This window comes from Pectobacterium zantedeschiae (genome assembly GCF_004137795.1).
GTDB classification, from domain to species: Bacteria; Pseudomonadota; Gammaproteobacteria; order Enterobacterales; family Enterobacteriaceae; genus Pectobacterium; species Pectobacterium zantedeschiae.
This window is the reverse complement of the sequence record NZ_NWTM01000001.1, coordinates 2,942,481-2,967,464: the sequence shown is the minus strand read 5'-3', so window position 1 is coordinate 2,967,464 and position 24,984 is coordinate 2,942,481. Positions and strand designations below refer to the sequence as shown.

The window sequence follows — 24,984 nt, the reverse complement described above, 5'->3', positions numbered from 1 at the left end:
TTGATGGCAATCCCTTCTATTGCTTCTTACCCCCTGCCGTGCGCACAGGATTTCCCAGAAAACAAGGTTTCCTGGGCGTTTGAACCTGAACGTGCAGTGCTGCTGATTCACGACATGCAGGACTATTTCGTGAATTTCTATGGTGCGGGTAGTCCGCTGGCACAGCAGTTGATTGAGAATATTTCTGCGCTGCGGACCTACTGTAAATCACAGGGGATTCCGGTGGTATATACCGCGCAACCTAACGCGCAGAGCGCCGCCGACCGTGCGCTGCTGAACGACATGTGGGGCGCAGGGCTGAATAATCATCCTGACAAACAGCGTGTTGTGAGCGCCTTGGCACCAGATGAGCATGACACGGTGCTGGTTAAATGGCGCTACAGCGCATTCCATCGTTCCCCGCTGGAACCGATGATGAAAGAGATGGGCAAAGACCAGCTGATTATCTGCGGCGTTTACGGGCATATCGGCTGCATGATTACTGCAACGGATGCCTTCATGCGCGATATCAAACCCTTCATGGTGGGCGATGCGATTGCGGATTTCTCACTTCAGGAACACCAGATGGCGCTGAAATATGTCGCGACGCGCGCCGGACGGGTTGTTAGTACGGCAGAACTCACGGGAGCGAAAATGGCACAGGCACTGACGAAACAAGGATTGAGAGCGCATCTGCTGAGCTTAATCGACGAAGAAGAAGATCAGTTCGATGAAGATGAAAACCTGATCGACTATGGTCTGGACTCGCTCCGTATGATGGCGCTGCTGACCGAGTGGCGCAATCAGGGCATTACGTTGAGCTTTGTCGATCTGGCGCGTAATCCCAGCTTGAATGCCTGGTGGGCGCTGATCGAAAAACAGCAGGGAGCGGCATCATGAAGCCGTTGAGCGTTGCGCAGCGCGGGCTGTGGTTAGGTCATGCCCTGAACGAGGATAAGGCGACGTTCAACACGGCGGAGTGCATCGCATTTGATGGCAAAGTCGATATTGAAGCCATGCTGAGTGCCATCCGCCAGGCCGTGATGGAGTGTGAGTGTCTTTACTGCCAGTTTGTTGAGGTTGCGGGTGAACATGCGGAGCAACCAGAGATTGGCTTTGTGGCTTCGCAACTGCCAGTTCCGATCGGTGTGCTGCCGATTGTAGAGCTATTGCCTGCGCCGATGACGGATGAAGAACAGACGATACGCCAGTGGGCGCGTGACGAAATCTCCCTGCCGCTGGATTTACTGAACGGATTACCCTGCCGCTTTGCGCTGCTGTGCGGCGAAAAACGCGATTTTCTCTACAGTTGCGTTCATCACATTGCGTTGGACGGTTTCGGCACCACGATGCTGTTTCAACGCATCGCCCAGATCTACTCCGCCTTAACGGCCGGGCAACCCGCGTCGGTGGCCGAGTTTGGCCCGTTCAGCGACGTGCTGGAAGAGGAACGGCAGCGCGATATCTGCGGGCAGACGGCGCAGGCGCGTGATTTCTGGCTGGAAACGCTGAACGCGATGCCGGAACCGGCCAGTTTCAGCGAGAAGAAAGCACCGATAGCCGCGCGTTTTTTACGCCAAAGCTGTGATATGCCTGCGGAGCTCTGGCAACCGCTAACGGCGCTGTGCGAAGGCAATAAAATCAGCTGGCCGGATCTGTTTCTGGCGATGCTGGCGACCCACCTGAAACTGGTATCTGGCAGCGACCGACTGACATTCGGCATGATGGTGATGAACCGCATCGGTTCCGCCTCGCTGACGGTGCCGAGCATGCAGATGAATATTGTGCCGCTGTGTATTCAGGTGGATGAACAGGCGGATTTTGTGGCGCTGGCTCAACAGGTTGCCCGCACCAAACGCACGCTGCGCCGTCATCAGCATTATCGCTATGAGCATTTACGTCGCGATCTAAATCGTGTTGGCGGCGAACAGCGCCTCTTCGGGCCGCTGATCAATATCATGCCGTTCGATCATCCGCTCAATTACGGATCGCTGTCGTCCAGCACGCTGAATCTCAGCGCTGGGCCGGTAGAAGATCTGACGATCGAGATCCATTTCAAACCGGATGGCACACCGGTGTTGGACTTTGATGCCAATCCAGCCTGTTACAGCGCGGAAGCGCTTGCCAGCCTGCAAGAAACCCTGTTCACACTGCTCCAGCGCTGGCTGGCGCAGCCGCAGCAAACCAGCGGCGAACTGCTGGGGGGCTGGCTGCGTGAAGAACGTGAACTGGCACTGATCACCAGTCGCGAACCTGAACCATGTGTTGAGCCGGTTCTGACGGAGATTGCCAGGCAGGCGTGTAAAAACCCGGGTCATATCGCGTTGGTGCAGCGCGATCGGCAATATAGCTATCAGCAACTGCTGGATCTGAGCGGTCAGGCCGCTGCGATGCTACATGAGCGCGGTGTACAGCCCGGTGAACGCATCGGCATTATGCTGAAACGCAGCCCTGAAGCCATTATCAGTTTGCTGGCTGTGATGCAGTGTGGTGCGGTTTATGTGCCGCTTGACCCAGAACAGCCGCGTGAACGGCAGCAGCACATCATCCAGATTGCCGGGTTGCGTACGATTGTGACGCAGGCGGATTACCAACATCGGCTGGCCTCAGTCTTTTCCGGTGAAATCATTCTGGCGGGGCATCTGCTGTCATCCAACGTGCAGGCCGCGGTGCTGCCGACTGCGGAATCGAGAGAAGGACAGATTGCCTATGTCATGTTTACTTCAGGGTCGACCGGATTGCCGAAAGGCGTGGAGATCGGTGCTAGCGCGTTGGATCACTTCACGGCGGCAGCACGTCAGCGCTACGACCTGCGTGCAGCGGATCGCGTGCTGCAATTTGCCCCGTTTAACTTTGATGCCAGCATCGAAGAGATTTTTGCCACATTGACCAGCGGCGCGATGCTGGTGCTGCGCACCGATGAAATGCTGGAATCGATTCCCACCTTTGTTGAACAGGTAGACGCACAGGAGATTACATTGCTCGATCTGCCGACCGCATTCTGGAACGAATGGGTGGTGGGGCTGAAAACCGGTACGTTGACTATGCCTTCGGCACTGCGCGCGATCATCATCGGCGGTGAAGCCGTGTATCCCGAACAGCTGGTGCAGTGGCAACGCCATGCGCCGGACACGTTGCGCTTAATCAACACGTATGGCCCCACTGAAACTACGGTGGTGGCGACCAGCTGCGATCTGCAAACTCAGTCTGCGGATGTGGCACAGCTTCCTATCGGTCTACCGCTGGCAGGGGTAAACGCGCTGATTCTGGCGGCGGGCGATCGTCCTGCGGCGGAAGGTGAACTGGTGCTGTTAGGGCCAACGCTGGCGGCGGGTTACATCGGCACAGAGCACACTGCGTTTACGCAGTTGGCGGTGGGCGATCGGGATCTTCCTGCTTACCGCACAGGCGATAGAGTGCGTCTGGAAAAAGGCCAACTGCTGTACCTTGGACGTATGGATAACGAATTTAAAATCAGCGGTTATCGGATACAGCCAGGGGAGGTCGAAGCCCATTTGTTGGCGCAGCCGGATGTCGATGAGGCCTGCGTTCAGGGCATTGTTTACCCCAACGGAGTGCGGCGTCTGGTGGCGTTTGTTGCCACAAAAGAGGGTGAGTTAGATGCGCGTGCGCTGAAGCAGCGCCTGAGTAGCGTGCTACCGCCTGCCATGATCCCCACCGATTATCGGGCTTTCCGCCAATTGCCAAAAACCGGATCCAACAAGGTCGATCGCAAACGTCTGCTGGCGGAATATCACGATGATGCACCGACGCAGGCACTAGCCAGCGAAACCGAGAATCGGGTCAGTGCCATCTGGCAACAGATCCTCGGTGTGTCGGGGATTCAATCGCGGGATAACTTCTTCGAACTGGGCGGGCAGTCATTGCAGACCATTCAGATCGTCAATCGTCTGGCCGCAGAGTTTTCCGTCAGCATCAAAGTCTCAGATGTGTTCGATCATCCACAGCTCAGCGATTTCTGCCGCTATCTGGACGACAGGCTGTCACAGGATGAAAACAGCGTGGAAATGGTGTGGTAGGGAAAATGATGAACAAGACACAATCTCTTCAGTTTGATTTCAGCGGCCAGACCGTCTGGGTAACGGGCGCGGCGAGCGGCATTGGTGAAAGCATTGCTTGCCAGTTTGTCGCACTGGGCGCGAACGTGATTGGATTCGATCGCGCATTTCAACATAACGCTTCTCCGTATAACGATCGTCCGTTTCGCTGCGTGACGCTGGATATTAGCGAACCGAACAGCGTGGCAGCGGTGTGCCGTCAGCAATTGGCGGAAACAGGGCTCGACGTTCTGGTTAACGCAGCCGGGATCCTGCGTTTAGGTGACATCGATACGCTGAGCGTGGACGACTGGCACCAGTGTATTAACGTCAATGCTTCCGGTGCATTTTATCTGCTGAATGCACTTGTGCCGCACTTTAAGCGGCAGCGCCGCGGCGCGATTGTTTGCGTCGGCTCTAATGCTGCACATGTTCCCCGCATGCAGATGGCGGCGTACTGCGCCTCGAAAGCGGCGCTCACCAGCCTGTCTCACTGTGCTGGTTTGGAGCTGTCGCCTTACGGCGTGCGCTGCAATCTGGTGTCGCCAGGATCGACGGATACGCCGATGCAGCGCGGCATGTGGCACAGCGCCGATGCGGAACAGCGCACTATCGCGGGCTTTCCAGACCAGTACAAGCTGGGAATTCCGCTGGGCAAGATTGCTCAGCCGGAAGAGATCGCCAATACCGTGGTTTTTCTGGCTTCCGATCTGGCCAGCCACATCACCATGCAGGACGTGGTGGTGGATGGCGGGGCAACGCTGACGGCCTGATTTGCTGAGAGAGTGACAAGTCATGAAAGATATCGTAACGCTGTTAAAGCAGCTAGAACGGCAGGGTGTGCGTCTGGCGTTAAATGCGCAAGGGCAGCTGATTTCACAGTCTAATAAAGACGCGATCACGGCAGAGATTGGGCGCACGATTAAGGAAAACAAAGACGCCATCGTGCGCTGCCTGACGGCGCAGCAGGCGTTTGAGCGACCGATCACACCGCAGAATGCGACGTCTGGCCCGTTGTCGTCATCGCAAAGCGGACTGTGGTTTATCGAACAATACGAAGAGCAATCACACCTCTACAACATGCCAGTCTATTTTCGTCTGACTGGCACGCTGGATGTGGCCGCGCTGGAGTTTGCCTTTGACGCGCTGGCGCAGCGCCATGCCAGCCTACGCACCCGTTTTGTGGTCAATGAACAGGGTAAGGGTGAGCAGCGTATCGATGCCTATCAACCGTTTGTGATACAGAATGATGACTTCTCGCTGTTGCCGGAAGCCGAGCGGGAAGGGCGTTTACAACAGCAGGTGAAAGTAGAAATCAGCCGCCCATTCGATCTCACGGCGGGCGATCTTACCCGCGTGCGTCTAGTGAAGATGAGCGAGCGCATACATGTTCTGATGATCACCCAACACCACATCATTTCAGATGGCTGGTCGGTGAAGAATATGTTTGCGGACTTCAAACCGGCTTTTTTGGCTTGCCAAAACCGCCAGCCTTATCCCGTCGAGACCACTCAGCTTAACTATATCGACTACGCACACTGGTTCAATTCCGATGCATTTCTGGATTACCACAACGAATTCAAACCGTTCTGGATTGAGCGGCTGACGGGGATCCCAGAAGTACATAGTCTGCCGTTGGATAAACCACGTCCAGCGTACCAGAACAGCGGCGGAGAGGTGATCTTCTCCGCGATCAACAACGATCTATGGGATAAATTCAAGCGCCTGTGCCAGCGCTACAATACGTCTAACTTCATTGGTCTTCATGCGGTGTTCTCTCTGATGTTAGCGCGCATCAGCGGTGAGAAAGACATTGTGATTGGCTCTCCGCTCGCCTATCGCGAACGGCCGGATATCGAAGATGTGGTCGGCTTCTTCGTTAACACTATCGTGCTGCGTACCCAGTTGCAGGACCGTCAGAACTTTATTGATTATCTGCAATATTGTCGCGAACAGGATTTATCGGCATTCGATCATCAGCTCTATCGCTTTGAAGCACTGAGCGAGGCGATCGGTTCCGATCGCACCACGGCGATCAACCCGATCTTCCAGGTGATGCTGGTGTATCAGGCCAAAGTGGATTTCAACGATCTGATCCCTGGCTGTGATGCGGCGGAGGAAACCTCGCCGGTGTTGCCCGCCAAGACGGATATCTCTGTCAAGGTGACGGAGCTGATGGGTGAGGTACGGCTGGACTGGCTATTTGCCACTGCGCTGTTTGAACGTCAGACGATCCAGTATTACGCTGACCGCTTTATCCGGTTGATCGAAGCCGTGGTTGAGGCCCCGGAAACCGATGTCTGGCATCTGCCGTTGATGGAATCGGATCGCTTTGCTGCCGTGCTGGCGGAAAGCCAGCAGTTACCGCGGAGCTATCCGCAGCCGCTGTTAACCGTAACCGACGTGATTGAAGCCGTGACACAGCGCGATCCACTGCAGTTGGCGATTGCCTTTGATGGTGATCAGCGTACCGACACGCTGACGTATGCCGAGCTGAACAGGCAGGCCAATCAGTTGGCGCACTGGCTGCATCGTCAGGGACTGGACGAACAATCGCTGGTTGGCGTGCTGGCGAAACGCGATCGCTATTTTGTCATTGCGTTACTGGCCGTTTGGAAAGCGGGTGCCGCCTATGTACCGCTGGATCCTGACTATCCGCCTGAGCGGCTGCGCCACATCATTACCGATGCCAATCTTACCGTTATTCTCGGCGGTGATGGGCAACAACTGGCGCAATGGTCAGCCGAACATCGCATCGATCTGACCGATCCTGCTGTTCTCGCGCAGTGGCAGGATCTGCCGGGTGATGAGCCTCCTGCTATTCTGCGCCATGCACAGCAACTGGCTCAGGTGATCTACACGTCGGGATCGACCGGCTTGCCGAAAGGCGTGATGATCGAACACGGTTCGTTGATCAATCTGCTGGACGATCACCGCGATCGCATCGCATTCACACCGCAAAGCACTATGTTCAACTGTATGTCGCTCTCGTTTGACGCGGGTAACATGACGACGCTATTGCCGCTGAGCAGCGGCGGAACGCTAGCGTTTGGTGAGCCCAACGATCGGGCGATCGTGCAGGCCGAACAGGCAGGGGCGACGCACCTGATCCTGCCGACAGCGCTGATGTCGATTCTCGATCCTAAGCAGGTTAATGGCATTCAAGCCATTGGTATGGGCGGGGAAGCCTGTCCGAACGCGGTGGTGGAAAACTGGGCAGAGAAAGTGGCGCTGTACAATATGTACGGGCCGACGGAGTGTACCGTCACGGCGTTGAGCACCCGTCTGTGCAAAGGCCAGCCTGTCACCATCGGCAAACCGCTTACCCATATTCAGGCGCTGATTCTGGATACTGCTGGACAATTGTGTCCGGTGGGGGTGCCAGGCGAACTGTGCCTTGCGGGGCTTGGTCTGGCGCGTGGCTATCTCAATCAGCCGCAGATGACCGCCAGCCGTTTCGAGCACATCACGCTGAATGACGTGAACAATACTGGACGTGGCGTGGCGACGTTACGCATTTATCGCACCGGGGATAAAGCCAGACTACTGAACAACGGTGATTATGAATACTGTGGCCGTATTGATGAGCAGATCAAGCTGCGTGGTTACCGCATCGAACCGGGTGAGATCGAGGCGCAGCTGGCGACAGTCTGCCCATCGCTGAAGCAGATTAAAGTCATCGTGGCGCAGGTGGGAAGCCGTCCAGCGCTGGTCGCTTATGCTACGGTGAAAGCCGACATCAGCACGCCGGAACCTGCCGCCGTGCTGATTGATGTTGCAAAGCACTTACCGGAATACATGGTGCCTTTCCGACTGATTCTGCTGGAAAACATGCCGTTGACGCCAAACGGCAAGCTCGATATGAAACAACTGCCGCCAGTGCTGGAAGTGAACGAGGGCGACGGTGAGGCTGACAACCCGCTGGAAGCGGACGTGTTGGCGATTTGGCGCAGCGTGCTGAATACGCCGCTGGGCGTTGAGGATGATTTTTTCCGCTTAGGCGGTGATTCCATCCTCAGTATCCAACTGACGACGCGACTGCGCAGCGCAGGTTATGCCTGCACGGTGAAAGACGTTTTCGAGGCGAAGAGCGTGCGGCGTTTGTGCCGTGTGCTGGCGCAGAATAATCGAGACACAGGCATTGTGGCAGAGCAGGGGGCGCTGGAAGGCGAGTTCGCGCTGCTGCCGATTCAGCGTTGGTTCATGGAACAACCATTGGCACGCCCTGAGCACTGGAATCAGGCGGCGATGATCCAACTGCCAGAGGTAGATACCGAACGGCTTGCCACGATGTTGCAGGCACTGATAGCGCAACACGATGCGCTGCGTCTGGCCTGTGATGCTGAAGGACAACGCTATCTGGCAGATGTGTCTTGCCCTGCTTTGCAGACGCTGGATTATCGCCAGCTTGGCGACGACGGCCTGCAACAGGCGTTTACCGCCTTGCAGAGTGAATTTGATCCCGCTCAGGGAAGAACGATGGCCTGCGCGCTGGTGCAGCATCATCCGCAGGCAGACACCGCCTTGTTCCTTGCTTTCCACCATCTGGTGATTGATGCCGTGTCCTGGCGCATTCTGGTGGACGATCTGGAACGGTTGTACCTCGATGAGCCGCTGCTGCCGAAAACCTCAAGCTATCGTCAATGGGGGGCCGCGCTGCAACACTACGCCACCGAGCATGCGGAACAACTGACGTACTGGCAGGCTCAGGAAGACGGCGTGGATCAGACCGCGCTGCTGGCGGCGCAAGATCCGCAGGGCCATGCCAGTGCCGCCATTATGATGCTGGATGTGGACACTACGGGCCAACTGGTGAGCGAGGCCAATCGTGCCTTTAATACCGACGTTAGCGATTTGCTGCTGGCGGCGCTAACTCGCACGCTAAACGATCTCGGCTGGGGCGATAAAGCACGCATCATGCTGGAAGGGCATGGCCGCGAGGCGATTGATCCGACGCTGGATGTCAGCCGCACCGTCGGGTGGTTTACCAGCACTTATCCGGTATGTCTGCAAGATAAGCCTGACTGGGCTTCTCTGATTCAATCCAGCAAGGAACAGCTGCGCCAGGTGCCGGATAAAGGCGTCGGGTTTAATCCGCTGCGCTACCATCACCCGCAGGGAAATTCGCTGACGCTGTCGCCGATTGTGTTCAACTATCTTGGGCTGTCGGTTCAGGCCGCTGGTACATGGCGTCCGGTTGATGTCGCGCCGGGATGCTGTGTATCACCGGAGAATAAACCGGCAGAGGTTATCAGTCTCCACGGCGGTATTGCGGGCGGACAGTTGACGTTGCGTCAGGTTGGTTGCCTCAACCAGCGTGATAGCGAACGCCTGATGGCGCGGTTGGTGGAGAATCTGCGTGCGCTGACGGAAGCTTGTTTGATACAGCTAAGCCACGGAATCGCCTATACCCCCAGCGACTTCCCTGCTGTCAATGTGAGCCAGGCGCAGCTCGACAGCCTGTCGCAGCGGTATGACATCGACACACTGTTGCCGCTGTCATCGCTCCAGCAGTCAATGCTGTATCACCGCTTACGCTGCCCGCAGGACGATGCTTATCATCTGCAAACGCCGATTCGCTATGCACAGGCGCTGGATGTGGATGGCTATCGCCAGGCGTGGCAGCGCCAGATTCAGCGGTTCCCGGCGCTGCGTGCCGCGCTGGAAAGCGAGTTTGCCAGCGTGCAGGTGCTTGTAAAGCAGGCTTCGCTGCCTTTTTACTATCAGAACTTGATGCAGGATGTCGATCCGCACGCGGTCATCGAACGCTATCGCCAGCAGGATTTACGGGATGGATTTGATTTGTCGCGGCCGCCGCTGTTGCGCATTGCCTGTTTCCGTTTGGGCGAGCAGGACTATCGGGTACTTCTGAGCTGTCATCACAGCGTGCTTGATGGCTGGAGTGGCCCGCAGTTACTCGGAGCGGTACATCGTGATTATCAACGGCTAATGCATGATGATGCACCAGCGATTCAGGTGGATCGTGCCTATGTGGATTACGCGCTACACGCTGTAGCACAGCAGCCCGCCGTCGATGCCTTCTGGCAGCAGCGACAGCCGTTACTGGCACAGACGAACGATGTGTCCGTGCTATTTGCGGCAGCGGGGAAACGCGCCGATCTCAGTCAGCATTTGACGCAAGTTGAGCCACAGGTCACCAGCGTGAGCCTGAACGAAGAGGAGCAGGCGACATTAACCGCTTTTGCCCGTGAAGTGGGCGTTACGCACAGCATTATTGCGCAATACGCCTGGCACCGGCTGCTGGCTCGTTCGACTGGTGATGCGGTCAGTATTGTCGGGAACGTGCTGTCGGGCAGGGAAAGCCCGGTGGAAGACGTAGCGAGCAGCGTGGGTCTGTACATTAACAGCCTACCGTTGGCGCTGAGTTGGCAGCAGCCCGTGTCACTGCAACAGCATTTGGTTCAGTTGCAGAATGAGCTGATGGCGATGAATCAGCATGCTACGCAGTCGCTGATTGCCCTGACGGCCGGACGCCAGCGTCTGTTCAACAGCCTGTTTATTTATGAAAACTATCCCGGTGCGAAAGCAGAACCGGGCCAACGCGCTGACGATCCGCATCGATTATCTCCCGAATTTTCAGCCGCCTATGAAAAAGTCGAGATGCCGCTGAATCTGGTGGTACGCGAACAGGCGGGCTGCATGCTGCTGCGCTTCGAGTTTGATGCAGATGCGCTGGACAGCGCACAGGCACGTCGGGTGTTGATGCGCTGGCATGACGAAGTGGTGGCGCTGATCAATAGTGCGCCGCAGCAGCCAGCCGAGATCATCGGGCATCAGAAAGCGACAGGCTCGATGGCTGGACAGAAAGCCGTGCCGGATAGCGGTATTAGCCAGCCGGATACGCCGTTTACCCAGGCGCTGCTGCGCGTATGGGCGCAAACGCTACATCCCGGTGAACCCGGCTTCGGTGAGTCTGGCCTCTGGGCTCGGACGTTATGTGAAAGTGGCGTCGATTCGCTCCAGCGTATTGCGCTGGCACAGGCGCTGAGCCGTGCGCTTGGGCAGCCAGTGAGCGTGGCGTTATTGCAACGCTACCCTTCACCGCTGGCGCTGAGTGGATATTTGGCACAGTCGAGAGTTACTGCCAATGAGGAAACGCTGTCATGACAGAGAGTAACGATGTTATCGGGACTCTGTTGGCGGACATCCAACAACCGACTGCCTTCGGGCAGCGGGTAGGTGCTGCACACGGTGAACAGCGCCACAGTAGTGAGCTGTCCCGACAGTATCCTGCGTCGCTGGTGTGTGCGGCGTGGAGTTGGCTGCTGTACAAGTACAGCGGTGAAGAGCTGGTATGTGCGGCGCTTGTCACGTCCGACCTTCCTGACAGCGTAATGCCACTGGTTGCTCATTTTCAACGGCGCGATCGTCTTGTCAGTGAGTGGATCGCAGAGGTGGGAGCGTCGTGCGATCCACAGCCTGCGCCAGCGGTTCTGGCAGCAGAAACCCTGCATGCGCTGTTTAGCAGTGTGTTGAGCGTCGGAGAAATGGCATCACTACCTGTTGTGACGCAGAAGATGGGGCAAAAAGTGGCGCTGATCGTAGAGGTTCAGGACGCTCGGCTAATTCTGACCGCGCCTGATGGGCAACTCGATAATCAGCAGCTTCAGCGCATTGCCCGCGATCTAACACGGCTACTCGATGGCCTGCTGGCACAGTGCTGGGAGTGGCTGACGCAAATTCGCCTTAGCCCGCAGGTAGTACCGTTACCCCACAGGACGCGAGCGAGCGCACTGCATGACGAATTGCTGGCGCGTCTTGCCCAGGCTGCACGTCAGGATGGTGTCGCGATCCGCTTTCAGGAACGTGCAATTAGCTATCGGGAACTGCTGCAACGTGTAGCGCTGATTCAAGGGATGTTAGCTGCGCAGGGCATTACTGCTGGTCAGCGGGTGGGGCTGCACCTTAGCCGTCAGCCTGACACCGTGGCGGCGTTACTGGCCTGCCTGTTTTCTCAGGTGACATTTGTGCCGCTGGAGCCGGATTTTCCGGGGGAACGGCTACAGGCGATTCAGCAGGAAGCGGCACTGGCCTCGGTCTTGCAGGACAGCTATACCGCTGGTTCGCTGACGTTTGACTGCCCGATACTGAACCTCTGCGATTTACCGGATGCAGATCGTGCCCTTTCCGCGAGCGTACAATTGGCTCAGGCTGGTGGACCGGAAACGGCGGCCTACATGATGTTTACCTCCGGTTCGACGGGGAAACCGAAAGGCGTGGTGATTGGTCAGCGAGCGCTGCAAACCTTTATCCATGCCAGCGTAGAGCGACTAGCCTTAACGGATAACGCTAACTGGTTGCTCATCACTACACTGGCCTTTGATATCTCCATGCTGGAAGTTTTCGCGCCGCTGTGGGTCGGTGGCGTGCTGCACCTGACCACGCATGAGGAATACAAAGATCCGCAGGCAGTTGCGGCGTATTTGCAGGATCGACCTGAAATCAACGTGTTGCAGGCTACTCCCGCTTTCTGGCGCATGATGTTCAAAGCGGACTGGCAGGGTAAACCCGATTTGGTGGCGCTATGCGGTGGCGAAGCGTTGGATCTGCGGCTGGCACAGCGCTTGGTCAGCCGTTGTAAGACGCTGTGGAATTGTTATGGGCCGACCGAAGCGACAATTTGGTCACAGATGGCGCAAATCGACGGTGCAGCATTGGAGAATCAGCACACGGTCGCGTTGGGTAACACGCTGGCGGGCTATCAACATCTGGTGATCGATTATGATCGTCATCCTCTGACTGAAGGAATGGTGGGTGAACTGTGCATCCTCGGTGACGCTCTGAGCAGCGGGTACTGGCTGCGTGACGATCTGACGCAAGAGCGTTTTATTCAGCAAGGGGAATCTGGGCAGCGAATGTATCGCACGGGCGATAAAGTCCGGTTGCTGGAGGACGATCGTTATCAGTATCTCGGACGTTTCGATGATCAGGTGAAATTACGGGGATTTCGCATCGAGTTAGGGGAGATCGAGGCGCAATTGAAACGGATCGAACAGGTACAGGATGCGGCCGTCAAACTTCAGGGCGAAGGGGATGATGCGGTACTGGTCGGTTATGTTGAATATAAACCCGGTTCAGAGATGACCAAACTGGCATTGCGTAAACAACTGCATCAGTTTCTACCGGCTTACATGGTGCCGGGGCGCATTGTGACGTTGGATAAGCTCCCCAAAACCGGCAGTGGCAAGGTCGATCGTAAACGCCTGAGCGACGTCTGAAAGTCATAAAGGGCAGCGTCGCTGCCCTTTATGTATCGTGTAAAAATGACATTCTCAGGTATGGCAATGTGCGATTGCCACACGCTTATCAGAATGATTGTAAGGTACTGATTTTGCCCTGCTGCCAGTTGATATCAGATTGACGCAGCGACTGGCTGATATCTGCAAGGCTATTGGACGGCAGTGATTTCGGCAGCAAATCCAATCCGATTGTCGAGAATATCTGGCCGTAGGAATTACGTAGTTCTGCATAGGCCAGATCCTGACGCAAACTGGCATTGAGGGCGTTTAGCTCACCTTGAATCAACTGTAGTTCGCCAATGCTGTTAGCCTTATAGCGGTTTCTCAGCTGTTCGACGATTTTAGTGTCAAGATTGCGCAATTCTGCACTGGTTTTGTACTGCCGTTGTGCCTCATTGAAGTTGGCCCGTGCGATATATAGCTGAGCCATAATTGCCAGAGACATTGCCTGACGCTGCATTTCCGACACGGATTCGTTAGCCTGAGCAGCTTTACGCGCGGCTGGGCCGGACAACAGATTGAACAGGTTCCAGGTCGCTTTCACGCCGACGTCAGCCCAGCTGTTGTTGACCAGGAAGGAGTTGCTGTCATAGTGGCCGCCTGCGCTGATTTCCACGCCGGGCAGCATACGCAGCAGCGCTTTACGGGTTTCAGCGGCATGAATTCGCACCTGATAATCCTGCTCGCGCAGTTCTGGACGACTGACCAGCGCCGCTTCTTCAAGCACCTTCACATCGACATTCAACTGCGGTACGGTTTCGTCGCCGCTTTGTGGCAACGCCAGCTTGTAGGCCGTATCCAATGGTAGGTTCATCAAGGTCGCCAGCTCAGTCTTGGCCAGCGACAGCGCGCGACGCTGTTCTTCCAACTGACGTGTGGCGTCGATCAGCGCACGTTGATAGCTCAGCGATTCAATGGGATCGCCAATCTGCTGTGATGACATGTGTTCACTCGCGTCGCGCGCCGTGTTGACGCGGGCGATCAGGCCATCAATCTGCCCCAACAAGCGCTCGGCAGCCACGGCGCGCCAGTAGGCGGAGCGCACATCTTGCAAGATGGTGTGCACAACTTTGCGCTTACGCTCTTCGGCAATCCAGCGCTGATCTGATTTTTGCTGGGCGGTCACGTAGCTGACGCCAAAGTCGAGCACGTTCCACACCATGGTCAGATCGGCCACATCGCGGTCACGATCCTGTGAGGTAGACGGTTCAAGAGAGGTACGTCCCGTTTCCACACTGCGGCTACTAGAGGCGCTCATATTATTACGCCCCACATAGCCTGCCGATGCCGCGATCTTGGGCAGCATATCGTAACGTGCCAGTTCCACTTGCTGCTGGCTCAGTGCATATTCCATCACTTTTAAGCGTGATTCGAGGTTGTATTTCAACGCACGCGCCATGGCATCATACAGCGTGATCGGTGCCGTGACGGGCTCCTGCTGGCTGAACATGGCGACTCGGTCCTGCTGGCTGCGTTGCCCGCTTTCGACCTTGCTGATCGGCTGGGTGGTCACGGCACAGCCGCTGGCGGCTAGCACGATGGCGCTAAGGCTAAATAGTTTCCGACCCTTTAACACGATTCCGCTCCTCGTCATTGTCATTATTACCAATTTTGTTCTTGTGATGGTTCTGGCTGTTAGTGCGATCGCCTTGCATATCGCTGATTGCTGCACTGTTGTGCAGGGCTTATCCTTGTTGCTGACCACTTTCCTGCAACGCTTGCTCAATAGCAGCCAGACGTTGCAGTTCCGAGTCACCTATCTGTTGTAATTGCCGATGGAGCGAGGGCGTAAATGCCACGGAGCGCCCAGTGTTGTCATCCGTGCTATTCATTGCGTTATTCGCCCCATCTAGCGGAATGTCTTTCCAACTGCCGCCGGAGAAGACCTCCATTGGCGTCAGCGAAGGCAGGTAGATCCCTGAGAACGTGCTCGCCAGCGATGAGGTTCCGCCTAAAGCGGGATCTTTGCTAAAGCTGGGGAAGGATCCCAACGTGCTGTCGAAATTAACGCCAATACCGCTGGTTACTCCACGTCCGAAAGCACCCGCCACCTGACTGACTGGGAGGGTACCTGTCTCTGTGTTTTGGCGTCCGGTGGCGAAGATGGCAGACATCACTGATTTTGGTGCACCATCGTTACCCACGGTAAAACTGCCGAGCGATGGATTGGCAACCAGACCATCGAAGGTCGGCGGTGCTGTTGCGGCATCCTGCATGGACAACTGGCGCGTATCGCTGAATGACGATGGTGTTCGGCCAATACCGTCGTTGGCTTTGAATTGAGGATCGCCACCCACACTGCTGCGTGTCACCGTCAAGCCAAAGCTGGTACTAATTGAGGTGTTGCTGCCGTCAGTGGCGGTGACTCTAATCACCAGATTGCCCACATCACTATTGCCTGGTGTGCCGGAGAAGGTTGCTGTCGCGGGATCGAAACGCAGCCAGCTTGGCAGCGGTGAGCCGTTGGCGAGGGTGGCGCTGAGCGTCAGGGTATCGCCATCCGGATCGACAAATGTGCCCGCAGGCACGGTAAAGTTGAAGCCGCCATCCTGCGCTACACTTTGCGCTGGGATTGGGGTAGCAACCACGGGCGCATCGTTAACGTTGGTTACCGTCAGACCAAAGCTGGTGCTGACGGAGGTATTACTGCCGTCGGTGGCCGTTACCCGGATCACCACTGTGCCGACATCACTATTGCCCGGTGTACCGGAGAACGTGCCGATCGCAGGATCGAAACGCAGCCAGCTTGGCAGCGGTGAGCCGTTGGCGAGGGTGGCGCTGAGCGTCAGGGTATCACCATCGGGATCGCTGAAGGTGCCCGCAGGGACAGTAAAGTTGAAGCTGCCATCCTGCGCCACACTTTGCGGCGGGATCGGGGTGGCAACCACAGGCGCATCGTTAACGTTGGTCACCGTCAGGCCAAAGCTGGTGCTGACGGAGGTATTGCTGCCGTCGGTGGCCGTTACTCGGATCACCACTGTGCCAACATCGCCATTGCCCGGCGTGCCGGAGAACGTGCCGGTGGCCGGATTAAAGGTGATCCAGCTTGGCAGCGGTGAACCGTCGGTGAGGGTGGCGCTGAGCGTCAGGGTATCGCCATCGGGATCGCTGAAGGTGCCCGTAGGCACGGTAAAGTTGAAGCCGCCATCCTGCGCCACGCTTTGCGGCGGGATCGGAGTAGCAACCACTGGCACATCGTTAACGTTGGTCACCGTCAGGCCAAAACTGGTGCTGACGGAGGTATTGCTGCCGTCGGTGGCCGTTACCCGGATCACTACCGTGCCCACATCACTATTGCCCGGCGTACCGGAGAACGTACCGATAGCAGGATCGAAACGCAGCCAGCTCGGCAGCGGTGAACCGTCGGCGAGGGTGGCGCTGAGCGTCAGCGTATCGCCATCGGGATCGCTGAAGGTGCCCGCAGGGACGGTAAAGTTGAAGCCGCCATCCTGCGCCACACTTTGCGGCGGGATTGGGGTGGCAACCACTGGCGCATCGTTAACGTTGGTCACCGTCAGGCCAAAGCTGGTGCTGATTGAGGTATTGCTGCCGTCGGTGGCCGTTACCCGGATCACCAGAGTACCCACATCGCCATTGGCCGGCGTGCCGGAGAAGGTGCCGATAGTGGGATCAAAGTGCAGCCAGCTCGGCAGCGGCGATCCGTCGGCGAGGGTGGCGCTGAGTGTCAGGGTATCGCCATCGGGATCGCTGAAGGTGCCCGCAGGGACGGTAAAGTTGAAGCCGCCGTCCTGCGCCACGCTTTGTGGCGGGATTGGCGTGGATACCACGGGAGCCTGGTTCGATGGCGTGACTGTCAGGCTGAAAGTGGTACTGATCGAGGCATCGCCATCGTTGGCGGTGACCTTAATACTCAGATTGCCGATATCACTATTCCCCGGTGTACCGGAGAAAGTGCCAGTGGCCGGATTAAAGGTGATCCAGCCCGGCAGCGGTGAGCCGTCGGCGAGGGTGGCGCTGAGCGTCAGCGTATCACCATCCGGGTCCGTGAAAGTGCCCGGCGGTACGGTGAAGTTCAGGCTGCCATCCTGTACCACACTCTGTGCCGGTATCGGCGTGGCGACCACTGGAGCGTCGTTGACGTTGGTGATGGTCAGGCTGAAATCAGTATGCACCGAGGCGTTGCTGCTATCGGTGGCGGTGACGCGAATAGACAGGCTACCGACATCTGCGTTGCCGGGCGTGCCGGAGAAGGTACCGGTGGCTGGATTAAAGGTGATCCAGCTCGGCAGCGGCGAGCCGTTGGCCAGCGTAGCGCTCAAGGTCAGGGTATCGCCATCTGGGTCCGTGAAGGTGCCTGCCGGTACGGTGAAGTTCAGGCTACCATCCTGTACCACGCTCTGTGCCGGTATTGGCGTTGCGACCACTGGGGCGTCGTTGACGTTGGTGATGGTCAGGCTGAAATCAGTATGTACCGAGGCGTTGCTGCCGTCGGTAGCGGTGACGCGGATAGACAGGCTACCAACATCGGCGTTGCCCGGCGTGCCGGAGAAGGTACCGGTGGCCGGATTAAAGGTGATCCAGCTCGGCAGCGGCAAGCCGTTGGCCAGCGTAGCGCTCAAAGTCAGAGTATCGCCATCAGGGTCAGTGAAGGTGCCTGCCGGTACGGTGAAGTTCAGGTTGCCATCCTGTGCCACGCTCTGTGCCGGTATCGGTGTCGCGATCACTGGCGCATCGTTGACGTTGGTGACGGTCAGGCTAAAGGTGGTGCTGACAGAGGCATTGCCATCGTTGGCGGTAACCTTAATGCTCAGGGTGCCGACATCCGCATTGCCCGGCGTGCCGGAGAAGGTGCCGGTGGCCGGATTAAAGGTGATCCAACCCGGCAGCGGTGAACCGTTAGCCAGCGTGGCGCTCAGAGAGAGAGTATCGCCATCCGGGTCCGTGAAGGTGCCTGCGGGGATGGCGAAGTTCAGGCTGCCATCCTGTGCCACGCTCTGTGCGGGTATTGGCGTTGCGACCACGGGTGCGTCGTTGACGTTGGTGACAGCCAAACTAAAGGTGGTACTGACAGAGGCATTACCATCGTTGGCGATAACCTTAATGCTCAGGGTGCCAACATCCGCATTGCCTGGCGTACCCGTAAAGGTGCCGGTAGCAGGATTAAACGTCAACCAACTGGGCAACGCCAAACCATTTGCCAGCGTGGCACTCAGGGTCAGGGTATCGCCATCCGGGTCCGTGAAAGTGCCTGCCGGTACGGTGAAGTTCAGGCTAGCATCCTGCGCCACACTTTGCGCCGGAATAGTGGCAGAGACCACCGGTGCATCGTTAACATTGGTGACGGTCAGACTAAAGGTGGTACTAACGGAGGCATTGCCATCAGAAGCGGTGATCTTGATCGACAGAGTACCCACATCTGCGTTACCCGGTATCCCGGAGAAGGTACGGACGGTGGGATTAAAGCTCAGCCAACTGGGCAACGCGGAGCCATCCGCCAAGGTAGCGGTGAATGTCAGGCTATCGCCATCGGGATCGGTAAAGGTGTTTCCAGGCACGGTGTAAATCAGGGGGCTATCCTGTGCCACGCTCTGTGCGGGTATTGGCGTTGCGACCACGGGCGCGTCGTTGACGTTGGTGACGGTCAGACTAAAGGTGGTGCTGACCGAGGCATTGGTGGTATCTGTGGCTGTAACTTTGATGCTCAGGATGCCGACATCCGCATTGCCCGGTGTGCCGGTGAAGGTGCCTGTGGCCGGATTAAAGGTGAGCCAGCTCGGCAGAGGTGAACCGTTGGCCAATGTGGCGCTCAGTGTCAGCGTATCGCCATCCGGATCCGTGAAGGTACCTGCCGGTACGGTGAAGCTCAGGCTTCCATCCTGCGCCACGCTCTGTGCGGGTATTGGCGTTGCGACCACTGGAGGATTGCCAACAACGACCGTCAACGTTGAGGTCGCACTGCTGCTGGCATCGTCATTGGCGGTAACCGAAATGGTGCGATTGCCTGCGGTGGGTGTGGTGGCGACATTAACATAAACGATGGCGCGTAACGCTGTCTGGAAGGCGTCCAGCGTGGCACCACCGGTGAGGGTCACCGTTTGGCCGCCATCTCCTGACACGTTGATGCCTGCGGCATGGGCAGCCAGTAATGCCTGTTGCGATAACGTCAAATATTCGCTGCTGCCATTGACGTTGCCCGCCAGCGAGAGCGTCAGTGTCCACAGGCGTGTGTCGCCGTCGGTTTGCGAGAGTGTTGCCAGCATATCGGTTATAGGCACGCCCGTGCTCAAACCGCTGGAGACGGTAGCGCTATAGTCACTGCCTGAGCCTGCACCGTTCAGGTCTAACTGCGGACTCACGCCTGAGGCAAACTGTGATTCGTAAGCACCAATATCTACCGTACCCTGGCGTATGCGATCCAAACCCCGCGCATCACTATTGCCGGTAACATAGAAACGGTCACCCTGATTAATGGCATTGCTGGCTGTAGCAGCCAGCCGTGGATCTGATGATGACACCAGATTAACGCTACTGCCGATCAGGTTATTACCGCCATTTAGGGTATAGGAACCGTTAGTGGTGGTGTCGTTATGGACGACAATATCGACAGTATTGCCCGATATAATCGAGTTGCGCACACTGGCAACCCAGCTTGACGCTGCGTTGGTGAAGTCAAACTCAATACCGGCATCCTGACCGGTGATGGTGGTGTTTATCAAGGTGATATGGGTGTTGATGGCGTTGGTGCTGCCGCTTGATGCCAGATAGAGACCTGCTACACCGACCGCCCCATTGGAGGGGTTGAAACTGCTGTTGTTGTAGATGGCCGAATTGGTGAGCGACAGCGAGAGCGTTTGCTGGGTGCCTGACACGAACAGCTTGATCACGCCTTCGCTGTCGTAGCCCCCCACCAAGGTATTTTTATAAATATTGACCTGATCCAGATCGATAACATAGGTGCCTGGGGAGACACTGCTGAGGTCAATCATGCCATTGCCCCAGCCATAATCGATGTTGTCATGAATATCAACGTTATACAGCCTTAAATTGACATCTGACGCGCTATAACTGAGCCCCAGTACGCCCCCCGTATCCATGCTATTGGTGGTGGTGAAATTGGTCAGGGTCAGGTTTTGAATGGCGAAGGTAAAGGACGAACTGGTGATTTGAAAGCCGGAATAGCCACCGCCATTCAGGGTGAAGCTTTGCCCGTCGATCAGCAAGGTGCTGGTGGGGACCAAAATGTTTTCAGCCAGCGTGACATTGGTTTGAAATACGATACGGTCAACGCCTGCGGTATTATTCGCCCAGTAAAGCGCCTCGCGTAAGCTAAGGCCACCGCCATCACTTTCATCTTCCGCCAGGCTGCTACCAAAGGTGGCGTCATCGCCCGAATCTCCTGCTGCGGTCACATACAGGGTGCTGTTGCTGGCCAGCACGTTCACTGATGACGTTAGGCTTAACGCTGTGGTGTTGTTGCTGGTACCGCTATCGCTGACGGCGGTTAAGGACACATCTCGTGTGGCCGCTGTGACGCTGCTGTTGCTATTGCCGTAGCGTAAGCCATCTACCAGACCGGCAAATTGCGTGTTGCTGGCGCTCATCCCGCTCAGTTGTAGCGTCACGGTGTTGCCGACGCGCGTTACCGTATAACTGCCGATGCCAGTCAGCGTGCCGCTGCCATTGCTCGCCAGACTGATGGTGTTGCCTGCCACGCTGATAAATTCACCGCTGTCGCTGACGTTGGACACGGTCAGGGTCAGTGAGTTAAAGGTTTGCCCGCTGTCCCGCGTGTCTGCGCTGACGCCGCTGAACAGATCGATGGATCCCGCCATACCGGCGATAAAGGTAGGATTGCTGCCCGTGGCGGACAATGTCGGGGCGGTGCTGCTTGCGGCGGTGGTGACATCAAGCTTGACCACGCTGACGGTGGCATTACCGGCACTGTCTCTGGCGACCACATACACATCATAGGCGGTTGCTGCGGCTAAACCCGTCAGGGTCAGGGATTGACTGTAGGGCGCGCTGCTGGATATCTGACTGCCGGAAGCCAATGCCGCGCTGCCAGTGGCGTTCTGCCCGTTAATGACCTGAGTGACGCTCGGTGCGCTGGCGCCATCCGACACCACCACGTAATAGACGGTACCAGCTTCGCTCAGATCAGTGTTAAGGGTAAAACCGCTGGTGGTCGGTACGGTGATCGTTGGGGTGGCGTCAAAGGTGGGGGCGATATCGTCGGCCACCATCAGGGTGACGACCTTCTCATAGGTCGCTTGTCCGTCGGAGACCTGGATACGCACGGAATAGGTTCCGGCTGCCATGGTGGCGGCATTAACCGCTCTCAGCGTGCTGCCGCTGAGGGTAAAGAGTGCATTATCAGTACTGCCGACGCCACTCACCAGACTGTAGGTAAACGTGGTGGAGTCTACGTCGGTTGCCGACAGCGTCCCAACGATACCGTTGCTGCCCAGAGACTGACCGAATGTCGTGTTGGAGAGAGCCAGATCCGTTGGCGCATCGTTGACGGCAACCACGGTGACGGTGCTGGCGATATTGCCGGGGCTGTAGCTGTTGTTGCTGGCGCCGGAATCAGTGACCTGAGTCAGGGTTACGACCCGTGCGGTGGTATGGGGATTGTCACTGCTGTTGCCGTAAGTCATGCCGGACAGCAAGGTGCCCATATTGGCATTGCTCAGCGTTCCTCCGCTTAGGCTGATGGTGGCCGTGCCTGCGCTGAGGGAAACACTGGCCGACCCGTAACCGCTGCCGAGACTGACGCTATTACCATTGATCAAGGACACCTTGACACCGTTGATGTTTAAATATTCTGTGCTATCCGCGACATTGGAGATGGTCAATGTGGCGCCAGTAAAGGTTTGTCCACTGTCGTTGGTGTTAGCGATTACGTTGGTAAATAAGCCGACGTCGGTGCCGTTTTCTGTATAGGTAGGGTTTGTCGCTGAGCCCGCTATGCTGGGAACGTTATCGGTGGAAGCGACGACAGGTGCGGTGACGATATTATCCCATTGGACAGTACCATTACCGAGTGTCGCTGTTGTTAATCTCACCTCGTCAATATTTTGAAAGGCATTGGAGAGTGTCGCCGTCTGGAATGCGGTCGTGAGGGTGATGGTTTGCGTTGCACCCGCCACCGCGCTACCGTCTTTATACCCAGTGATGGTGAACGTTGATGCGTAATTGCCCAGCCCTCTAAGATCAATATTCGATAGGTTGAATTCGCTGCCATCCGTCGATTTAATTGCAAAATAGTTAAGATTTCCCCCAGGAGCAACAATCGTATTCAGGACCTGGTTACCGCTTATCGCAACAGTTTGAAGTGTTACTCTGTCAGTACTGGAAGCAACGTAGGTAAAGCCGTTGTTGATATCATCATAAGATTGGACACCAGACTGGCTGCTAACAAATGTATTCGTGCCTGAAAATTGCGAGAATGTGTTAGTGCCGAGAGTTGGGGACGCGAGTAAATTATTGTAATTTGAGGTTATTTCACCCAATGCAGCATTGTTCGTTTCTATGCTGCCAACCGTTGTTTCCAGTTGCCAGTTGCCACCTTTGGCTATGGCGCCAGTTAAATCATCCGAGGCTGCAATATCTGCCTGAGTGAGCTGTGATAGTAAAGAGACAAAGCTTTTTCCGGTGTCCTGTGCAATATCACAGCCATAGAGCAGTAGATCGCCATCCTGTGTTAACGCTGTGCCGAGTTTAGCCAGGTCGGCCGAACGTGCCTCCGCCGTAGCGCTATCAAGCGTCAGATTGCCAAGGCGAACTTGCCCTTCGTTGCCATGGCTCAATATATGGATCGCATCGTAACCAGTATGGGTTTCAGCCCATACCGCCATCTGCGTCAGTCCGTCTTTACTGCTATCCAATAAAAACACATCAACCCCAGCGGGGACACTGTTGACCAGTGTTTGGTAATCCGTCAGCGCCGTATCAATAAATACCGCTTCTTTACGTATTGTTTCGCCTGCAACAGCCTGTACAACGACGTCAGTTGTGATGTCATGCGTGGCACTATTCTGATCGGATGATGTGTTGCTCTCCGATGCGGCTTCAGCAGAATGATTGGCAGTCTGTGCAGAATTAGGATTAGAAGAAGCCGTGGCATCACTCGAATTACTGGTTTCGGCCTGAGTGGCCGTTGCGGCTATTGCGCCGTCAAATAAGACGCGGGATTCAAGGACAAAACCAAGAGGAGCGGAATAAGCCTGCTCAATGTGGTCAGTTGGATGGTCACTTTTCTTACTGAATAATTGGCGCCACAGCATAAGACATACTCCAGAGTGGTGTTAGTACGTATAATTTTTCTACAGCTAATATCGGGAAGTCATCACTAAATACGGACTATCGGTACGCTTGCCATCGTGACTACCAACAGACCACTCCTATGTCCATCATTAGGTTATATATTACGTTTTTACTTTCAAAATCTTACAGATGTCGCGCTCCCCTAAAAATGAGGGAAGCGCGTAGTTATATTAGTTTGGGTTTACAGGATAAACGCCCATAGTAGCGATGCACGCAGTGAGACCTACACTGGGGTTACGAACACTAAAAGGTATACCGCCAATATTAGGGGAAATGGTTATACCCGTTAGGTTGCTCACACTAAACGGGGCTGAAAATGGTTTCAACGTTGTTGTAGGTGTTGCATTACTGTAAATTTTAGCTGGTGAGTCAACCCCACCAACGGAACTTAAATCAAACGAAGGAGACGTTGTCGCCAGTGATGTCGTGTTGTCTGGTACGTTGGCTGTTGCCGCACCATTTACCACAGGAATAGCGATAGATGCGGTACCGCTCACGCTTCCAGAAGAGGCAACAGTGGCCGGATGTATGTGTGGGGCAACGTTGCTCGTCGTCAATGAGACATTCTCTGCCCCAAATACTTGTCCACGAGTGACATTCGCTAATCCTGTTCCTTGTCCAGCCCCTACCGGTACGCGCCCACGCATGTCGGGGAGCATAAAGTTCCCCTGCTGTGGAGAACCTCCCCAGATATTTCCGATCAAGGCATAAAGCGCCTGATATTGATTGATAGTCACTGTTTGCCCATTTGCAGGCAGATAGCCCTCTGGGCAATAGCTGGTGACCATATAACAAATAGAGCCAATGTAAGGCTCAGTACTGCATGCAGATGCGGTAGCTGGTTGCGATAAGCCTACAGCTAACACAGTTGCGATCGCAGATTTGGCAAACAGACGCTGAACGCATTTCATAAACATCTCTCCTTGGAATGGGGGATAGTTCCACGCTGGGTGAAATATATCTGATGATTTTGATGCTTGGTCTTGTGATGCCTAACTTCACTTGCTAAGTAACATGTAATTTTATGTAAACAATAAAAACAAAATTACATATAAAAAGTGAAACTAGCAATAGGCTTTTACGTAAGCCGATAAGAAAAAGATTTGTTTTTTTAATTTGTTGATTTTATTTGATATTTAATGGGTTTAATTTGGCTTATCAAAGGAGGGATGTGCTGAAATTGCTGCGATATGTATATGTTGTCAGCGTAATGAAAAAACCAGAGAGAAATTTATTTGTTAATAAAATGTAGTGTATGTTCGACGCAATAGACATGTGAAAACGTTAAGTAATCTTATTAACTGATGAAATCAGAAAGGGTGTAGCGCTTTTCTACAGAGTCTGGAGCATCTCCTGCTCCAGATACCAGCTAAGGTAGGCGTATATGTTGAGGATACCAA

The 24,984-nt window shown here is 55.7% G+C and carries 8 protein-coding genes; 5 read left to right on the top strand and 3 right to left on the bottom strand.

Annotated features, from left to right (window positions below):
- Positions 1 to 3: 3 nt before the first annotated feature.
- The 5 genes from CLR69_RS13325 to CLR69_RS13305 are packed head-to-tail and all read left to right on the top strand — an operon-like array spanning position 4 to position 13,276.
- Positions 4 to 879, top strand: coding sequence for an isochorismatase (locus CLR69_RS13325; protein ID WP_129713413.1), 876 nt, complete (start codon positions 4 to 6; stop codon positions 877 to 879).
- A complete protein-coding gene (locus CLR69_RS13320) occupies positions 876 to 4,019 on the top strand; it encodes a non-ribosomal peptide synthetase (protein ID WP_129713412.1) in 3,144 nt (1,047 codons plus the stop codon). Before CLR69_RS13325 ends, CLR69_RS13320 begins: the two co-directional genes overlap by 4 nt.
- A 5-nt stretch (positions 4,020 to 4,024) precedes the next feature.
- Positions 4,025 to 4,810 (top strand): 2,3-dihydro-2,3-dihydroxybenzoate dehydrogenase, encoded by a 786-nt coding sequence (gene dhbA / locus CLR69_RS13315; protein WP_129713411.1) that lies wholly within the window; start codon positions 4,025 to 4,027, stop codon positions 4,808 to 4,810.
- 22 nt (positions 4,811 to 4,832) lie between these two features.
- Positions 4,833 to 11,165, top strand: a complete 6,333-nt coding sequence (locus CLR69_RS13310; RefSeq protein WP_129713410.1) for a non-ribosomal peptide synthetase — start codon at positions 4,833 to 4,835, stop codon at positions 11,163 to 11,165.
- Entirely contained in the window at positions 11,162 to 13,276 is a 2,115-nt protein-coding gene (locus tag CLR69_RS13305) for an amino acid adenylation domain-containing protein (RefSeq protein WP_129713409.1), read from the top strand. The genes CLR69_RS13310 and CLR69_RS13305 overlap by 4 nt, the downstream gene beginning before the upstream one ends.
- An 88-nt stretch (positions 13,277 to 13,364) precedes the next feature.
- On the opposite strand, the gene CLR69_RS13300 is transcribed toward CLR69_RS13305, so the two are convergent.
- The 3 genes from CLR69_RS13300 to CLR69_RS13290 form a co-directional block, all read right to left on the bottom strand.
- Positions 13,365 to 14,873, bottom strand: coding sequence for a TolC family protein (locus CLR69_RS13300; protein ID WP_129702709.1), 1,509 nt, complete (start codon positions 14,871 to 14,873; stop codon positions 13,365 to 13,367).
- A gap of 109 nt (positions 14,874 to 14,982) precedes the next feature.
- Positions 14,983 to 23,544, bottom strand: coding sequence for a putative Ig domain-containing protein (locus CLR69_RS13295; RefSeq protein WP_129713408.1), 8,562 nt, complete (start codon positions 23,542 to 23,544; stop codon positions 14,983 to 14,985).
- 210 nt (positions 23,545 to 23,754) lie between these two features.
- On the bottom strand, positions 23,755 to 24,495 hold the full coding sequence (locus tag CLR69_RS13290) for a phage tail protein (RefSeq protein ID WP_129713407.1): 741 nt from the start codon (positions 24,493 to 24,495) through the stop codon (positions 23,755 to 23,757).
- Positions 24,496 to 24,984 lie beyond the last annotated feature (489 nt).

Coding starts and splice junctions, on each gene's coding strand:
- CLR69_RS13310 (WP_129713410.1), top strand. CDS start 4,833: ATGAAAGATATCGTAACGCTGTTAAAGCAGCTAGAACGGCAGGGTGTG.
- CLR69_RS13305 (WP_129713409.1), top strand. CDS start 11,162: ATGACAGAGAGTAACGATGTTATCGGGACTCTGTTGGCGGACATCCAA.
- CLR69_RS13295 (WP_129713408.1), bottom strand. CDS start 23,544: ATGCTGTGGCGCCAATTATTCAGTAAGAAAAGTGACCATCCAACTGAC.
- CLR69_RS13290 (WP_129713407.1), bottom strand. CDS start 24,495: ATGAAATGCGTTCAGCGTCTGTTTGCCAAATCTGCGATCGCAACTGTG.
- CLR69_RS13325 (WP_129713413.1), top strand. CDS start 4: ATGGCAATCCCTTCTATTGCTTCTTACCCCCTGCCGTGCGCACAGGAT.
- CLR69_RS13320 (WP_129713412.1), top strand. CDS start 876: ATGAAGCCGTTGAGCGTTGCGCAGCGCGGGCTGTGGTTAGGTCATGCC.
- dhbA (WP_129713411.1), top strand. CDS start 4,025: ATGATGAACAAGACACAATCTCTTCAGTTTGATTTCAGCGGCCAGACC.